A 16,351-nucleotide genomic window follows, 5' to 3' on the forward strand; every position below is an offset into this window, starting at 1 on the left:
CGACGTACGGGACCGGAGGTCAACCCCGGGCCGCCGGTCGCCGCCGTGTCGACTAGCCGAGCGCCCGCAGGCCCGGTACGAACGCCACCAGCAGCGGGACCGCCGGCACCAGCGTGGCCGCCGCCGTCAGCCGCAGCCGCCGCGAGGGAGTCAGCCGGTCCGGGGGCGTCAGCAGGCGGTGCACCCGCGCCGGGACATGGGCCTGCGGGGTCGGGCAGGGGCCGAACACGCCCCGGTCCTCGTTCAGTTCCACCAGCGCGAGGGCGATCGTGAGGCGGCCGAAGCGACGGGAGGCCATGTCGTCGGCGGCGAGTTCGACCAGGCGGTGCATCTCGTCGCGGAACGCGGCGAACACGGGCACCTGCGGAAAGCCGACGGCGAGCGCGGCCGAGCAGTGCAGCAGCCAGTCGTGCCGGGCTCGCGCGTGCCCCTGCTCATGCGCCAGTACGGCGTCCAGTTGGCGCCCCTTGAGACGGCGCAACGCGGCCGTGGTGACGACCAGTCGGGGTGCCGCGCCCGGCAGCCACCAGGCGTCCGGACGCTCGCCCTCCAGTACCACCAGCCGGTCGCTCCCCGGCTCCTCGCCGGGCAACAGCGGCGCGCGGACCAGGAGTTCGCCACGGCTCTGCCGACGGCGGGCCCGGGCTCCCCGCACCTCGCGGACCAGCATCGCCGCGGTCCAGGCACCGCCGCACGCGAGCGCCACGGCCGTCGTCGCGGCCCACGGGCTTCCCTTGCTCAGGGCGTAGGCGTCCACGACGGAATGCGGGGCGGGGGCGAAGACATGGCCGCGGACAGCCACCCACGCGGCGGCCGCGCTGAGCGTCATCGACAGCACGCAGCACAGCAGGACGGCGGCCACCACACACTGCCACACCCACAGGGCGACCACCGGTTCGCGGTCCGGCCAGTCCGCCCGGGCGAGCAGTCGCGGAGCGACCACGGCGGCCAGGGCGCCGAGCAGCAACAGTGCCGCGGGGACCATCATGGGGTGAAGCCTATGAGCGGAGCGTCGCCGGGGGATACGGGCGGCGACGGCAAAGTGACGTACGCCACGGTTTCGTACAGCGGTGGCGGAAGCGGGATTTCGAGTGTGACCGGCGTGTACTTCAGCGCGCGACCGGCATGGGTTTCAGTGCGTGACCGGCGTGGGTCTCAGAGCGTGACCAGCATGGCGAACATCGCGATCCCCATGGACAGCCGGCACGCCCGCGACAACTCGGGGCGATCGCCCCACCCGAGGGTCCGGGTGCCACCGGCGAGTGTCCGGGAGCCCCCCGCCACGGCGGCGACCGGCAGCAGCCGGGCCCCGGCCCGCAGTACGTACGCGGCGAAGTAGAGCAGGAGCAGCCCGGTGACCAGGGGGATTCCGGAACCGCCGCCGTGGTCGTGGTGTCCGGGAGAGGCGGCCATCACGCCCGCCATATAGGCCATCGCACAGGCCCCGACCAGATGGTGCAGATGGTGCGGACTGCTCCGGACCGACCACAGTGCGCGCAGGGCGGCGGCAGCGAACACCACGGCGTAGGCGAGCCAGGCCCAGCGCGGCGGTGTGGCCACCGCCGCGGGCACGGCCATCGCGGCCATGCCGAACCCCATGAGCGCCTCGGCACCCGCGGTGCGGCGCTGTTCCTCGACGGGGCTGCGCATCCGCAGCAAGCAGTAGGCCCCGGTCGCCGCGCACAGCGCGACGAGCAGCCAGCCAGGTGAAGCCGGTCCGTGCACCGCGTACCTCCCCCACGTGACGGAGTCGGACAGTCGTTGATGGCGGACAGTCGGTCAGGACATGCCCGGTCACGGCGGTGCGCAAGCGAGCGCAAGGGTGTACACGGGGGAGCGTGCGGGAGTGCACCGCAGGTGAGCGCGCTCGGGCCGAGCGAGTGCGGGTGCGGACGACGGTATATTTTACGAGTAAAACACCTGCTAATCTTAAAAGTATGAGTAGTGCGACCCCCCGGAACCCCCGCGTACACCACCTCGGTGCGCGTCGCCTCCCGCTGGCCGGGGTGCTGCGCCTCGGCCGACCCTCCGACATCTGGTTCAAGCCCGCGCTGAGCGTGGTCGCCTCGGTCGCCCCGCCGAATCTGACGCTCCTCGCGCTCGGGCGCCTCGACCTGGCGATGTACACCATGGCCGGGTCGCTCTGCGCGCTCTACGCCCACAACCGTCCGTACACCGCCCGGGCCCGTACCCTCGCCCGGGTGGTCCTCGGCATGCTCGGCGGCCTCGCCGTCGCGCTGGTCGCGGCCTCGCTCACGACGGACGCCGTCGTGCTGGTCACGGTCGGCGCGCTGCTCGCCGCCGTACAGAAAGCACTGTGCGACGCCACGCGCATCGGGCCGCCCGGCCATGTGGTCCTGACCTTCATCAGCTCCGCGTCCCTGTTCGTGCCGCAGTCCCTCGGCCAGGTCCCCGGCCATCTCGCGCTGGGCGCCGCCGCGGGTGCCTGGGCCTGGCTCGTCGGCATGGCCCCCGCGCTCGTCCGTCCGCACGGACCGGAGCGCCGCGCGACGGCCCACGCCCTGAACGCCGCGGCCGTGTACGCCGCGACCCGCGGCAACGGTGACGCGGCCGCCCGGGCCCGCTCCGCCGCGGCCGCCGCCGTGCACGGGGCCTGGCAGTCGCTGCTCTCCACCGGCGCTCGTTCCACGCCCCGGCGCGCCCTCGAACGGCTCGTCGTACGGGCCGAGATCGCGCTCGCCGCGCCCGCCGGCACCGAGCCCGAGCGGTTGCGTGCGTGGGCGCGCGAGCTGCGTGGCACGGGGCCCGTGCCACGCCCGGACGACCTCGGGGAAGCCGCCGACGAACTCCTGGGCGTGGAGGCCGAACCCACCGTCTCCGAGTACCCGTTGTACCCGTTGTTCCGTCGTCCGGGCCCCCTCGCCCCCATCGCCCTGCGTACCGCGCTCGGCTGCGCGCTGGCCGGCTACGCCTCGCTCGCGCTCGGCGTCGGCCGCCCCTACTGGGCCCTCGTCACCGCGGCCTCGCTCTACCAGGCCAACGTCACCCTGACCTGGAGCCGGGGAGTGCAGCGCGTCGTCGGAAACCTGATCGGCGTCCTCGTCTTCGCGGCGCTCGCCCCGTCGGCCCATCTCAGCCGCATGATCCTCGTCCTGCTCTGTCTGGCCCTCAATTTCGGCGCCGAGGCACTGATCGGACGCAACTACTGGCTCGGCAGCGTCTGCGTCACCCCCATGGCCCTGCTCATCACCGAGTTCGCGCGCTTCCAGCAGCCCGGGGAGCTGATGACCGAACGCGTCGTGGACACCCTGGTGGGCGCGCTGGTCGGCTTCCTCGCGGCGGTCGCCGTCACCAACCGGCGGGCCGGTGACCGCGTCGAGGACGCGCTCGACGCCGTCGCGCGGGCCCGCGAGCACGCCGCGCGCCTCCTCGCCTCCGAGCACCCGGAGGCGGGCGCCCTGGAGGCCGCCCGCCGCGGACTGGCCGCCGCGGTCGTCGAACTGCGGGCCACCGCCGACGCCGCGGCGGGCGAATGGTGGCAGCGCGCCTTGCCGGAGGAGCGGGTGGTGCGGGCCGAGCAGTCCGGACACCGTACGCTCGCGGCGACGGTACGACGGCAGGGACTGCACTCCTTGGAGGGCGCACGGGCATGACGGCAGCGGATGGGCGCGCGACGGACGCGGCACTCACGCAGGGAACCGGTCCCGCCACCTCACCGGCGCCGACGGATGCGCAGCCCGGTGCGATGGAACCGGCGGGCCGCCCCGCCGGCCGGGCGGCTTCGCCGGACGCCGCGGCCGCCGGAGTGGCGGACTCGGGCCACCTGTCCGGAACGACGGCAGCCGCGGGTCCCGCGGCGTCGGCGGCCGACGCGGCACCGCGGGACCCCTCGACGGTTCCCCCGATCGCGGGCATGGCGTCGGGCCACGCCCGACCCGAGGGAGCGTCGGAAACGCGCCCCCAGGCCGAAGGGGCGGAAGCCGAGGGCACCCCGGCGCGGCGGTCCGGCTCGGCGAGCGCCCCGGCCGCCCCGGCCGCGTCCGCGCACACTCCGACCGGCGCATCGGCAGCGGCCGGCGCCACGCCCGGCGAGGTCGCGGGCGTCGCGCCCCGAGAAGCCCCGGGCGGGGGCGCCCCGCGCGGAGGAGCCGGAGACGCGGGCACTCCCGCGGAACGACCGGGCGAGTCGGCGGCCCCAGCGGGCACCCCTGCGTCCCGGTCGGGCACCCCTGCGTCCCGGTCGGGCGGCTCGGCGTCCCGGTCGGGCGTCCAGGCGGCCCCGGCGGGCACCCCCGCGGTGCCCGTGGGCCCCACGGGCACCGCCGTTCCTGTCGTCCCCGCCGTCCCTGTCGACACCATGGCTGCCGTGGTGCGCCAGTGGCAGGCCGTGCACCCCGGTATCGACACCGGCCCGATGGAGATCATCGGCCGGATCAACCGCTCGGCCGCGCTCCTCCAGCAGGCCGAGGACGCCCCGTTGCGCCGGGCCGGGCTCACTCGGCCGGAGTTCGACGTCCTCGGCACCCTGCGCCGCACCGGTCACGAGCTGACCCCCAGCGAGATCGCCCGTGAGACGTTCTCCTCCGGCGCCGCCGTCACCAAGCGCCTCAAGCAACTGACCGAGCGCGGCCTGGTCGAGCGCCGTGGCGACACCCGGGACCGCCGGGTCGCGCACGTCCGACTGACCGACGCGGGACGCGACCTCGTCGACGGCATCCTGCCCCAGCAACTCGCCTACGAGACAACGGCCCTCTCCGGCATCGACCTCGCCCGCCAACGCGAACTGGCCGCACTGCTCGGTGAGTTGCTCGGTCAGCTCGAAGGCCGGCTCGGGGCGCCGCGCGTCTGAGCCCGGCGCCGGGAGCGGGACGAACACCCCGGGAGCCACCGACCGTTGACACGACCTGCGCGCCGCTCCTACGTTCAGGCTCGCCCGGTTCGGCGATCCGACTGGCGTACGAGATGTCGAACGACCGGAGTTTCCGCGGAGGCGCAGTGGCAGCACACCCCGAGACGCTCACCATCGACCTCGCCGCCGACACCGGCCCCTTCCACGGCGGGGCGAGCGGCACGCTCTACGGCCTGTACGGCGACGGCGTGCCCAGCCGCAACGTGGTCGAAGGCATGTACGTCCGCACGGTGTCGACCAAGGCCCAGGACGGCACCCAGCATCCCGGCGCCGACGCACTCGAAATCCTGCCGTCCTTCGTGGAGTCGGGCGGCAGGGACGTCTACCTCTACATGACCGACATCTACCGCGGCTTCCCCTACCAGTGGCCCGGAGCCACGGGCGAAGAGCGCCTCGCCGACTACCGGGCCAGGGTGGAGAAGCAGGTCAGGCAGGTCCTGACGACGGGGGCCCGCAAGTCCCACATCGTCTATGTGCCGTTCAACGAGCCCGAAGGGAACATGTTCGGCACGGGGGAGTGGAGCTACGACACGGTCTCCTGGCGCACCGACCCGCGGCACTACTTCGCCGCCTGGAAGGACCTCCACCGCCTCATCAAGGGCCTCGACCCGCAGGCCCGCATCGCGGGCCCCAACACCAGCATCCTCTACGAGGAGGTGCGCGGCTTCCTGGCCTTCGCCAAGGCGCACGACGTACTCCCGGACGTGATCACCTGGCACGAGCTGTCGACGCCCGCCGCGATCCGTACGAACGTCGCCGAGTACCGCCGGATGGAACGGGACCTGGGGATCGGCCCCCTCCCCGTCAACATCAACGAGTACGCGCACAACTACCACCTGTCCGTGCCCGGGCAGATGATCCAGTGGATCTCCGCCATCGAGGAGTCGAAGATCGACGCCGACATGGCGTACTGGAACATCGACGGCAACCTCAACGACTCGGCGGTCGAGGCGAACAAGGGCAACGGCCAGTGGTGGCTGTTCCACACCTACGGCCGGATGACGGGCCGCACGGTGCGGGTGACCGCGCCCCGCCCCAACGTCCAGTACACCCTGCAGGGCGTCGCCACGCTCGACCGGGACAAGCGGCAGGCGCGGGTGCTGTTCGGCGGCGGGAGAGGCGCGGCGGACCTCGTCTTCGAGGGCGTGTCCGCCGAGATCTTCGGCGGCACGGCGCACATCCGGCTGCACGAGATCCCGTGGACCGGTCAAGTCGGCTCCTGTGCCCAGCCGTTGCGGCTCCAGGACCGCGAACTTCCGGTCAGCGGAGGCAGGGTGACCCTGTCGCTGGCCGACCTCGACGACATGTCCGCCTACGAGGTCCTCCTCTCACCCGGCGGCAACGGCGCGGTCCTCGTCCCGCCGTCGGTGGGCCGGCGGCTGACGTACGCGGCGGAGAACGCTGCCTACACGGGCGGCGGTTACTCCAGGAACGGCCCCGAGGGATCGCCCTCCGACGTCGACCGGTTCGCCACCTCGGGCACCTACCACATCGGAGGTCTGCGCACCGGTTCCGACGGCGTCCTCGCCTTCTCCGTCGAGGTCCCGCAGGACGGAACGTACGACCTGAGTGTCTTCGCCAACTCCCACAACCTGCACGAGTTCGTCAGGGAACAGGGCCCCACCAACGTCTTCCTGCGCGTCGACGGCGAGCGGCCCCAGGAACTGCGGCTGCCGCTCGGCTACAAGCCGGTGGTCTGGGGCCACACCGACACCCGGGTGGAGCTGACGGCGGGCGCGCACCTCATCACCCTCTCCGCGCGGGACCCCGAGCTCGGTGTCACCAAGGGCGAGGCGCTCATCGACCGCATCGACCTCACACCACGGGACGAGCTGGTGAGCGCGCCCGCGCTGTACGAGGCCGAGTACGCGAGCCTCGGCGGTGGCGCGCGGGTGACGTACGCGCAGCGCGGAGCCTCGGGGCCGGGTGCCGTGCTGCTGCCGCGCGGTGGCACCGTCACGTTCTGGGTGCACGCGCCCACCGACGGCGAGGCGCTCGTCACGGTGGACCGTCTGGGCGTCGGCGCGGGCACGTTGAAGGTCAACGGAGAGGAACCGGGGACCCTCGGCCGCGACGGGACCCCGCTCTTCCTGGCCGCCGGCATCAACAAGCTGACGGTGACGGCCACTTCGGAGCACCTTGTCGTCGACCGGCTGCGCGTGGGACCCGGAAGGGGGCACCTCGGGACCACCGTGTACGCCGCCGGAGAGGGCACCGTGACGGGCGACGCCAGGGTGACCGGCGCGTACCCGTTCGCCACCGGCGGGAAGGCCGTCGAGGGGATAGGGAAGGGCCCGGGGAACGCCCTCACCCTGACCGTCACGGCGGCGCGCGCCGGACGCCACGCCCTGACCGTCCGCTACTCCAACGGCGAACAGCCCCCGGCCACCCACTACAACCCCGATCCGGTCTGCCGCCACGCGGACCTGTCCGTCAACGGTGAGCCGCCGCACCGGGTGCTCTTCCCCACCACCTTCCACTTCAACAACTTCTGGGACCTCACCGTCCCCGTCACCCTGAAGGAGGGAACCAACACCCTCACCTTCACCGCCGACGAACTGCCCGACTTCGACGGCGCCACCACCGACGCCCACCGGCAGCGTTCCGCCTACGCACCGGTCATCGACCGGGTGGCGGTGACACCGATGGTCTGACGGCCGGGAGCGCCGTCGGATCGGGAGCGCCGTCAGATGCCCGGCCGGTAGCGCAGCGGGTGATCCGCCGGGATCTCCACGAGCACGATCTCGGTGCCGTCCGGATCCGCGATCCACATCTCGATCAGCCCCCACGGCTCCTTCACCGGGGGACGCAGGACGTCGACCCCGGCGGCCGACAGCTCCTCGTGCGCCGCGTTCGCGTCCGCCACCTGGAGCCACAGCTTGAGCGCGGGTGAGGGCGGGGTCTCGGAGCGGCCCGCGACCTCCAGGAAGCCACCGCCGAGGAAGTAGACCGTGCCGCGCTCGGGGCCCGTCCCGAACTCCCGGTGGACGGCGAGGCCCAGTCGCTCGCCGTAGAAGGAGCGGGAGCGCTCGGGGTCGGTGGGACGCAGAAGGATCCGGCTGCTCAGTACATGCACCATGCACCCGGAGCCTAGGGCCTCCACGGCCGGGAAGTTACGCTCAGCGGTGCCCGAGCCGCGCCAGAGATTTCGGAGAACCGTTCCATGGACACCGCCGCCTCCACCGGACTGACCTTCCGCGACGCCACCGACGCCGATGTGGACGCCCTCGTCACGCTGATCGAGTCGGCCTACCGCGGGGACTCCAGCCGGGCCGGCTGGACCACGGAGGCGGACATCCTCGAAGGGCAGCGGACCGACCCCGAGGGCGTGCTGGCCGTCGTCAAGTCGCCCGACAGCCGTCTCCTGACCGTCGAGCGGGACGGCACCGTCATCGCCTGCTGCCAGCTGGAACACCGCGGCGAGCACGCCTACTTCGGCATGTTCGCGGTCAGCCCGGCACTCCAGGGCGGCGGCCTCGGCAAGGTGATCATCGCCGAGGCGGAGCGCCACGCGCGTGAGATCTGGGGGGTCGCGGAGATGCACATGACCGTGATCTCCGTACGCGACGACCTCATTGCCTGGTACGAGCGGCGCGGCTACCGCCGTACGGGAAAGATGACCCCCTTCCCGTACGGCGACGAGCGCTTCGGCATTCCGCAGCGCGCCGACCTGCGGTTCGAGCTGCTGGTCAAGCCCCTCGCGTAGTCGTCGGCCGGATCGCCGGCCGAGGCGCCGGTGCGGCCCTCAGGCCGTGAAGCGGCCGGTGCGTTTGATCTGGGGGTAGTCGGTGGTCGCGCCGTCCAGCTCCAGGGCGCGCACCAGCCGCAGCTGGTCCTGGGTGTTGACCACCCAACCGATGATCCGCAGGTCGGCCTTGCGGGCGTGCTCGACGACCTCCAGGGTCAGCCGGCGGATGTTGAGGCAGACGGTCGTGGCACCGACCTCCAGGGCGCGGTCCACGACATCGATGCCGTAGCGGCTCGCGATGAGCGCCGTGCGGACGCCCGGCACCAGCCGGGTGATCTCGACGATCGCCTCGTCGTGGAACGACGACACCTCGACCCGCCCCACCAGGTCGCGCCGGTGCATCACCTCGGCCAGCGCCCGCGCCGCCGCCGTGTCCTTGATCTCGGCCTGCAGTGGCGCCCTGACGGCGTCCAGGACCTCCTCGAAGACGGGCACGCGCTCACCGTTGCCGGCGTTCAGCGTGCGCAGCTCCGCGAGCGTCATCTCGGAGATCGGCCCCGAACCGTCGGTCGTACGGTCCACGTCCGCGTCGTGCATGACGACGAGCGCGCCGTCCTTGCTCAGGTGCAGATCGAGTTCGATCAGGTCGAGGCCCGCGTGCTGGGCGGCGATGAAGGAACGGAGGGTGTTCTCGGGTTCGACACCCATCACTCCGCGATGACCGATGGTGAGGAAGTTCAAGATTCGACTCGCTTCCGTCGACGGCGGCTCGGCTCGCGCGTGGTCTCGGCGGCACCCACGCGGCAGGCCGCAGCCTAATGGCCCCGCCGCGGGATGTACCCGTTCGTACGCCGGGCAGGGCGTGTCTGCCGCAAGGGGTGAACCGCCCGGTGCCGCCGGGCGCGTCACTCGCGGGTGGGCGAGTCTCCCGGCGGTTGACCGCGGGCCCGTCACCCTCCGCCGTGGCCGCCCCGCTTCCCCGAGCTTCTGGCGGATGCCCGTGCCGCCCGTACCGGCCGGTGTTGCGTAGCGGAAGTAGCCGTCATTGCGGTGTCAGGCAGGAAAAAGAGCGGTTAAGTCGGGGGTCGGGCAGGATAATCTCTCGGATCTCCCCTTGCGGGAAGGAACCTCGAATACATACGGTGTCCATACGCGAGGTTCTCCAGTGGAGGATGGGACATGACGGAAATTCTTGTGCGGGTGGGTACGGAGGAGCGGGTTCCTCCCGTGGCCAGGGTGGTGGAGCACCCTGCTTGGCCTGTGCTCAAGGATGCCGTGGAGGAGATCAGGCCCTGGCAGTCCAAGGACGGGTCGATCGACTTCGAGGCGGAGGGCGCCCCGGACGCGTCCGAGGCCGATCTGGCCGTACGCCGTGCGGCGGACGCCATCGAGCAGCTCGCCCCGCTGCTGCCGCACGACGCCGAGTACCACGAGGCGCTCGTGAAGGACCTGCGCCGCTGGGCCGACGGCGGCTTCCGGGTGCCCGACTTCCTGGACTCGCTGCTGGCCTTCCAGCCCGCCGCGCGCCGCGAGGACGGCCTCCAGCACCTGGTCGTCTTCCCGATGTACACGCAGAACGGCAACCCGGACCGCAACTTCGAGGCGGTCGTGCTGCGCATGGTCTGGCCGGAGTGGCTGGCGGACCTGGAGCGCACCCGCTACGACAACCCGCTGTTCTGCGGCATCACCTTCGAGGACTTCACCGCGGGCTACGACACCAACTCGGCCGTCCTCTTCCCGGAGACCATCGCCGTGCGCGAGGCGCCGGAACGATTCTCCTGGGGCGGTATCTTCTGCGACCGCGAGGCCGCCCGCTTCCGTGCCGTCACCGACGCCGCCGTGGACGTCCTGGGCCTCCAGCTGCCCGAGGACGTCGCCGCGATGGTCCACGACCAGGAGCGCTGCGAACAGGCCTTCGTGCTGTGGGACATGGTCCACGACCGCACCCACAGCCACGGCGACCTGCCCTTCGACCCGTTCATGATCAAGCAGCGCCAGCCGTTCTGGATGTACGGCCTCGAAGAGCTGCGCTGCGACCTCACCGCCTTCAAGGAGGCCGTGAAGCTGGCGGACGACGGCTTCCCGCAGGGCCGTGACGTGCAGTACGCCGTGCTCTTCGACCGGATGTTCCGCTTCCCCGTCACCGGCGAGCGCGTGCGCAACTACGACGGTCTCGGCGGCCAGCTCCTCTTCGCCTACCTGCACCAGCACGACGTGATCCGCTGGACCGACAACAAGCTGCACATCGACTGGCAGCGCGCCCCCCAGGTCACCAACCGGCTGTGCGCCGAGATCGAGGACCTCTACCGGGCCGGCATCGACCGCCCCAAGCTCGTCCACTGGTTCAAGGCGTACGAACTCGTCTCCACCTATCTCGCCCCGCACCCCGGCTCCCGCTGGGCCAAGGGCCCGGACGCCCTCGATCTGACCCAGCCCCCGCGCAAGCTCGTGGACGAGGTGCTTCCGGACGAGTTTCCGCTGAGCATGTTCTATGAGGCGCTCTCCAAGAAGCTGAAGAACGTGATCGCCTCCACCAAGGGCATCACCGCGACGGGCGCCGAGCGGGCCGCCGCGTGAACGCTCGTACCGGGGATGTTCAGGAGGCGAAGACGATGTCACACGGGAACCACAATGGACCTCTCAGCGGCACGGTGATCGCGGTCGCCGGAGCGGGCGGACCCGCGGGGCGTGCGACGCTCGCCCGGCTCGCCGACGGGGGCGCGACCGTCGTCGCCTCGGACAACGACCCCGAGCGGCTCGCGGAGGCCGTGGACGCGGCCCGCTACGGGCACGGCGGCGCCACCGTCGTCGGGGACACCGTCGACCTGCTCGACCTGCAGTCCACCCACGACTGGGCCACCCGCATCGAGAAGGACTTCGGCCACGTCGACGGCCTGGTCCACCTGGTGGGTGGCTGGCGGGGCAGCGAGACCTTCACCAGGACCAGCCTCGACGACTGGGACTTCCTGGAGCTGCTGCTGGTCCGCACGGTGCAGCACACCTCCCTCGCCTTCCACGAGGCGCTGCAGCGCAGCGACCGTGGCCGGTACGTCCTGATCAGCGCCGCCGGCGCGAGCAGGCCCACCGCGGGCAACGCCGCCTACGCCGCCGCCAAGGCCGCCGCCGAGGCGTGGACGCTGGCCATGGCCGACTACTTCCGCAAGGCGGGGGGCGAGCAGGGCCCGACCTCCGCGGCTGCCATCCTGGTGGTCAAGGCTCTGGTGCACGACGCGATGCGCGCCGAGCGCCCGAACGCGAAGTTCGCGGGCTTCACGGACGTCGACGAACTGGCCGAGGCCATCGCCGACGTCTGGACGCGGCCCGCCGCCGAAGTGAACGGAAACCGTCTGTGGCTGACCGAGAAGCCGTGAACCCTCCGAAGACCGACGCCCGGCGTCACCACGACCCGGCCGTCCGCGGCTTCGCCAGCGACAACTACGCGGGGGTCCACCCCGAGGTACTCGCCGCGATGGCCCTGGCCAACGGCGGCCACCAGGTCGCCTATGGCGAGGACGACTACACGGTGAACCTGCAGCGGATCATCCGCAGCCACTTCGGTGCCACGGCCGAGGCCTTCCCGGTCTTCAACGGCACCGGCGCGAACGTGGTCGCGCTCCAGGCGGTCACCGACCGCTGGGGCGCGGTGATCTGCGCGGAGAGCGCGCACATCAACGTCGACGAGGGCGGCGCCCCCGAGCGCATGGGCGGCCTCAAGCTGCTCACCGTGCCCACGCCCGACGGCAAGCTCACCCCCGAGCTGATCGACCGTCAGGCGTACGGCTGGGACGACGAGCACCGCGCCATGCCGCAGGTCGTCTCGATCACCCAGAGCACCGAGCTGGGCACCCTCTACACGCCCGACGAGATCCGCGCGATCTGCGACCACGCCCACGCGCACGGCATGAAGGTGCACCTGGACGGGTCCCGGATAGCCAACGCGGCCGCCTCCCTGGACGTACCGATGCGGACGTTCACCAACGCGGTCGGCGTCGACATCCTGAGCCTGGGCGGGACGAAGAACGGCGCGCTGGTCGGCGAGGCCGTGGTCGTCCTCAACCAGGACGCGGTCAGTCATATGAAGCATCTGCGCAAGCTGTCCATGCAGCTGGCCTCCAAGATGCGTTTCGTCTCCGTGCAGTTGGAGGCGCTGCTCGCCAAGGACCTGTGGCTGCGCAACGCCCGCCACTCCAACGAGATGGCCCAGCGGCTGGCCGAGGGCGTGCGCGCGGTGCACGGCGTCGAGATCCTCCACCCGGTCCAGGCCAACGCGGTCTTCGCGCGCCTGCCGCACGCGGTGAGCGAGCGGCTGCAGAAGCGCTACCGCTTCTACTTCTGGGACGAGGCCGCCGGAGACGTCCGCTGGATGTGCTCCTTCGACACCACCGAGGACGACGTCGACGGGTTCGTGGCCGCGCTCAAGGAGGAGATGGCTCACCAGTAGCCCCAGCCTCGCAAGGTGCATAGGTATGCGATCGTCCGTAAAATCATTGACTCCCGGGTGATCGCTTTCCTATGCTCTACGGGCATGGAGCTGATCCAGGAAAACCCCGACCTGTCCGCATACCTGGCTGCCGACGAGGTCGTCGACCATCACCATCCGCTCGTACGGGAGACCGCCGCGCGTCTCGCCAAGGGGGCGGAGGACTCGTATGGCTATGCGCGATCGGCCTTCGAGTTCGTGCGCGACACCATCCCGCACTCGCACGACTCCGGCGATCTGCGGGTGACCTGGCGCGCCTCCGACGTCCTGGAGCGCCGCACCGGCATCTGCTACGCCAAGGCCCATGCCCTGGCCGCGCTGCTGCGTGCCGAGGACATCCCGACGGCGTTCTGCTACCAGAGGTTCGACGAGGTGCACGGGCTCGTCGCCGTACGGTTCCGCGGTGCCTGGCACCGGCAGGACCCCCGCGGCAACAAGCCGGGCGTGGACGCCCAGTTCTCCCTCGACGGTGAGCGGCTGGCCTTCACGCCCGACCCGGAGTCCAATGAGTTGGACTACCCGGTGCTGTATGCTGAACCTCACCCGGTCGTGCTGAGCGCCCTCAGGGACGCCCCCGACCGGCCGTATCTCTGGAAGACGCTTCCCACCGCACTCTGAGGCAAGGCAGACCATGACTCTCACGCTCACCGTGTCCGACGAGGTGCGCGCCCTCACCCCCGGATTCACCCATGTCGCCATCCAGGCGTACGGACTCGTCAACGGGCCCAGCACGGACGGCACTTCGGCGCTGCTCGACGACGCGGCCCGCCGTCTCGCCGTACGACTGGACGGGCGCGCCCCGCACGAGGACCCGCACATGGCGGCCTGGCGGGAGGTCTACACGGCGTTCGGGTCGAAGCCCTCGCGGACCCGCAACTCGGCGGAGGCGCTGGCCAGGCGTGCTCTCTCGGAGGCCGGACTGCCCCGGATCAACGCGCTGGTCGACGTCTACAACGCGATCAGCGTCGCCCATCTGATTCCGGTCGGCGGCGAGGACATCGACCAGGTGCGCGGCGGGATGCGGCTCGTGCGCGCCACGGGCGACGAGGACTTCGTGACCGTCGTGGGCGGCGAGGAGAGTGTCGAGCACCCGGACGCGGGCGAAGTGGTGTGGTGCGACGAGGTCGGTGTCACCTGCCGGCGCTGGAACTGGCGGCAGGGCCCGCGCACCCGGCTCACGGAGGAGTCCACCGCCGCGATCTTCCTGCTGGAGAGCCTGGCGCCGATGCCCGTGGCCGACGTCGAGCGGGCCGGAGCGGAACTCGCCGAACTCCTCGCGAAGTTCAGCCCCGGGGCGCGGATCACCGTCCGCGCCCCGGAGTGACGATTCAGCGGGCCTCGGCCGCCTTCACCTCTTCGGGGGTCGGCGCCGTGCCACCGAGGTGCGCGGGCATCCACCAGGTGTCGTCCGGCCCCTTGGGGCGGACCGGATAGGCGCGCTGCGCGGCCTCCAGCAGTTCCTGGACGCGGTCGCGCAGCCGCCGGGTGATCGCGCCCGCGTACTGGTCCTGCGGGGCCTCCACCGGCTCGCCGACCCGGATGGTGATCGGGGTGTGGCTGCGCTTGAAGTTCTTCGGGTGGCCCTTGGTCCACAGGCGCTGGGTGCCCCACAGGGCCATCGGGATCAGCGGCACGCCGGCCTCCTGGGCCATGCGCGCGGCACCGGACTTGAAGCTCTTCAGGGTGAAGGACTGCGAGATGGTCGCCTCGGGGAAGACGCCGACGATCTCGCCGGACCGCAGCGACTGCAGCGCGTGCTCATAGGCCTTGTCGCCCTGCTTGCGGTCGACCGGGATGTGCTTCATGCCCCGCATCAGCGGACCGGAGACCTTGTGTCGGAAGACCGATTCCTTGGCCATGAAGCGCACCAGGCGCTTCTGCGGCAGGGCGGCGAGACCGTCGAAGATGAAGTCCAGATAGCTGATGTGGTTGCTGACCAGCACAGCGCCGCCCGAGCGCGGAATGTTCTCCGTTCCCTTGCAGTCGATCTTGAGGTCCCAGGCCTTGAACAACACTTGGGCGAGACCGACGACGGGACGGTAGACAAGCTCTGCCATGGACGGGGTGGACCCTTCTCTCTGCTCGGGAAGGGGTCTCCCGGCGGGAAAGTTACGCAGCCGTAGGTTTACGGCATTGCGCAGATCGTGCCCGAAGAACGGGCGAGTGGCCAGTCCTGGTGCCGCGATGCGGCGAGATCCTCGTCACGTGTCCCCTGTTCGACCTCGTACTTCTGACCCATTGTCACCGTGCGCGTACCGTCACCCGCCGTACAAGCAGGTACATCTCGCACCCCAGGCAGTATCCGAACGCCGCGTTGAGGAACGCGGCCGCCAGCGCGCAGCCGGTCGCGGCGAGTCCCAGCCACTCGGGTCCCGCCGTGAAGCCGATCAGCCCCACCACGGCGAACACCAGCCCGACCGCCTGCGCGAACTGCGGCGGCTGCGGGGCTTCGAACTCCGTCGGCGGCCCGAGACGAGGGCGTACGACCGTGCGGAACAGCCAGCCGTACGGTGCGCGCGCCACGCCGCCCGCGGCACCCAGCGCGAACGCCAGCAGCTGCCAGGCGAGCAGCCAGGTGCTGCCGGTGATCAGTGCGGCCGCCAGTACGACGGTCGTCACGGCCGCACCGAACCGTGGCCCTCTTGCATCGATGTCCATGAATCAAGCATTCCGTATGAGAAGCCATGCGGGGCCCCGGGAATCTTTGCGGTCTCGTGAACGCTTGTCCTGAGAATGACCGGACTTGTGGTGTGCGTGCTGGTGCTCGCGGTGGCGGGTGGGTATGGAGTGCTGCAACGGCGGCGGAACGGGAGGGTGAGAGTGCGCGGGCGTGACGGCGGAAAGACGCTCGGTGCGGCGGAGTTGGGGGAGGGGCTCGGTGAACGGGCCACGCTCGTCCAGTTCTCCAGCGCCTTCTGTGCCCCCTGCCGGGCCACCCGGCGGGTGCTCGCCGAGGTGGCCGGAATGGTCCCGGGCGTGTCCCATGTGGAGATCGACGCCGAGGACCACCTCGACCTCGTGCGCGACCTCGACATCCTCAAGACCCCGACCGTGCTGGTGCTCGACGCGGGCGGACGGATCGTGCGGCGCGCGACCGGGCAGCCGCGCAGGGCGGATGTGATCGCGGCGCTGGGAGAGGCTGTGTGACCTGTGGTGATCATGGTGAGGCGGCTCGCGGACGACCGGACGTACTTGACTGCACGCACCACCTATCGTCAACCTGACCGTATGCCCCCGGAACTCCTTCTCTTCGAGCGCGTCCACGTGGACCTGGCCCGCACCGCGAGTGCGCGCTGTCCGGTCCGTTGAGCAC

At 71.3% G+C, this 16,351-nt stretch carries 16 protein-coding genes; 10 read left to right on the forward strand and 6 right to left on the reverse strand.

Annotated elements, in window-relative coordinates; genetic code table 11:
- Positions 1 to 52 precede the first annotated feature (52 nt).
- On the reverse strand, positions 53 to 988 hold the full coding sequence (locus RV986_RS46225; RefSeq protein ID WP_475923081.1) for a M56 family metallopeptidase: 936 nt from the start codon (positions 986 to 988) through the stop codon (positions 53 to 55).
- 167 nt (positions 989 to 1,155) lie between these two features.
- Positions 1,156 to 1,725, reverse strand: coding sequence for a DUF5134 domain-containing protein (locus RV986_RS46230; protein ID WP_475923082.1), 570 nt, complete (start codon positions 1,723 to 1,725; stop codon positions 1,156 to 1,158).
- A gap of 212 nt (positions 1,726 to 1,937) precedes the next feature.
- Here RV986_RS46230 and RV986_RS46235 point away from each other — a divergent pair, with 212 nt between their 5' ends.
- The 3 genes from RV986_RS46235 (at position 1,938) to RV986_RS46245 (ending at position 7,524) form a co-directional block, all read left to right on the forward strand.
- A complete protein-coding gene (locus RV986_RS46235) occupies positions 1,938 to 3,614 on the forward strand; it encodes an FUSC family protein (protein WP_475923083.1) in 1,677 nt (558 codons plus the stop codon).
- A 704-nt stretch (positions 3,615 to 4,318) separates the two neighbouring features.
- Complete coding sequence (locus RV986_RS46240; RefSeq protein WP_319745516.1) at positions 4,319 to 4,810, forward strand: MarR family winged helix-turn-helix transcriptional regulator; 492 nt, start codon at positions 4,319 to 4,321, stop codon at positions 4,808 to 4,810.
- Positions 4,811 to 4,923: 113 nt separating this feature from the next.
- Positions 4,924 to 7,524, forward strand: a complete 2,601-nt coding sequence (locus RV986_RS46245) for a cellulosome protein (RefSeq protein WP_475923084.1) — start codon at positions 4,924 to 4,926, stop codon at positions 7,522 to 7,524.
- Between the two features lie 32 nt (positions 7,525 to 7,556).
- Here RV986_RS46245 and RV986_RS46250 read toward each other — a convergent pair whose 3' ends face one another.
- Positions 7,557 to 7,949, reverse strand: coding sequence for a VOC family protein (locus RV986_RS46250; RefSeq protein ID WP_475923085.1), 393 nt, complete (start codon positions 7,947 to 7,949; stop codon positions 7,557 to 7,559).
- Between the two features lie 84 nt (positions 7,950 to 8,033).
- Here RV986_RS46250 and RV986_RS46255 point away from each other — a divergent pair, with 84 nt between their 5' ends.
- Positions 8,034 to 8,576: a GNAT family N-acetyltransferase gene (locus tag RV986_RS46255; protein WP_475923086.1), complete on the forward strand. Its 543-nt coding sequence runs from the start codon at positions 8,034 to 8,036 to the stop codon at positions 8,574 to 8,576.
- A gap of 39 nt (positions 8,577 to 8,615) precedes the next feature.
- On the opposite strand, the gene RV986_RS46260 is transcribed toward RV986_RS46255, so the two are convergent.
- Positions 8,616 to 9,299 (reverse strand): glycerophosphodiester phosphodiesterase, encoded by a 684-nt coding sequence (locus tag RV986_RS46260; RefSeq protein ID WP_475923087.1) that lies wholly within the window; start codon positions 9,297 to 9,299, stop codon positions 8,616 to 8,618.
- Between the two features lie 438 nt (positions 9,300 to 9,737).
- Between RV986_RS46260 and RV986_RS46265 the strand changes: the two genes are divergently transcribed.
- From RV986_RS46265 to RV986_RS46285, 5 genes are all read left to right on the forward strand, one after another.
- Positions 9,738 to 11,135, forward strand: a complete 1,398-nt coding sequence (locus RV986_RS46265; RefSeq protein ID WP_475923088.1) for a DUF6421 family protein — start codon at positions 9,738 to 9,740, stop codon at positions 11,133 to 11,135.
- A gap of 35 nt (positions 11,136 to 11,170) precedes the next feature.
- The gene (locus RV986_RS46270; RefSeq protein WP_475923089.1) at positions 11,171 to 11,929 is read left to right on the forward strand and encodes an SDR family NAD(P)-dependent oxidoreductase; all 759 of its coding nucleotides are present in this window, start codon (positions 11,171 to 11,173) and stop codon (positions 11,927 to 11,929) included.
- Positions 11,926 to 12,999: a threonine aldolase family protein gene (locus RV986_RS46275; RefSeq protein WP_475923090.1), complete on the forward strand. Its 1,074-nt coding sequence runs from the start codon at positions 11,926 to 11,928 to the stop codon at positions 12,997 to 12,999. The genes RV986_RS46270 and RV986_RS46275 overlap by 4 nt, the downstream gene beginning before the upstream one ends.
- Positions 13,000 to 13,083: 84 nt before the next feature.
- Complete coding sequence (locus RV986_RS46280; RefSeq protein WP_475923091.1) at positions 13,084 to 13,656, forward strand: transglutaminase domain-containing protein; 573 nt, start codon at positions 13,084 to 13,086, stop codon at positions 13,654 to 13,656.
- Between the two features lie 13 nt (positions 13,657 to 13,669).
- Complete coding sequence (locus RV986_RS46285) at positions 13,670 to 14,362, forward strand: B3/B4 domain-containing protein (RefSeq protein WP_475923092.1); 693 nt, start codon at positions 13,670 to 13,672, stop codon at positions 14,360 to 14,362.
- 4 nt (positions 14,363 to 14,366) lie between these two features.
- Here RV986_RS46285 and RV986_RS46290 read toward each other — a convergent pair whose 3' ends face one another.
- Positions 14,367 to 15,095, reverse strand: a complete 729-nt coding sequence (locus RV986_RS46290) for a lysophospholipid acyltransferase family protein (RefSeq protein ID WP_475923093.1) — start codon at positions 15,093 to 15,095, stop codon at positions 14,367 to 14,369.
- 184 nt (positions 15,096 to 15,279) lie between these two features.
- Entirely contained in the window at positions 15,280 to 15,696 is a 417-nt protein-coding gene (locus RV986_RS46295; RefSeq protein ID WP_475923094.1) for a DUF4395 domain-containing protein, read from the reverse strand.
- A 75-nt stretch (positions 15,697 to 15,771) separates the two neighbouring features.
- Here RV986_RS46295 and RV986_RS46300 point away from each other — a divergent pair, with 75 nt between their 5' ends.
- Positions 15,772 to 16,185 (forward strand): TlpA family protein disulfide reductase, encoded by a 414-nt coding sequence (locus RV986_RS46300; RefSeq protein WP_475923095.1) that lies wholly within the window; start codon positions 15,772 to 15,774, stop codon positions 16,183 to 16,185.
- The last annotated feature ends 166 nt before the right edge of the window (positions 16,186 to 16,351 follow it).

The organism is Streptomyces sp. RLA012 (genome assembly GCF_056270325.1).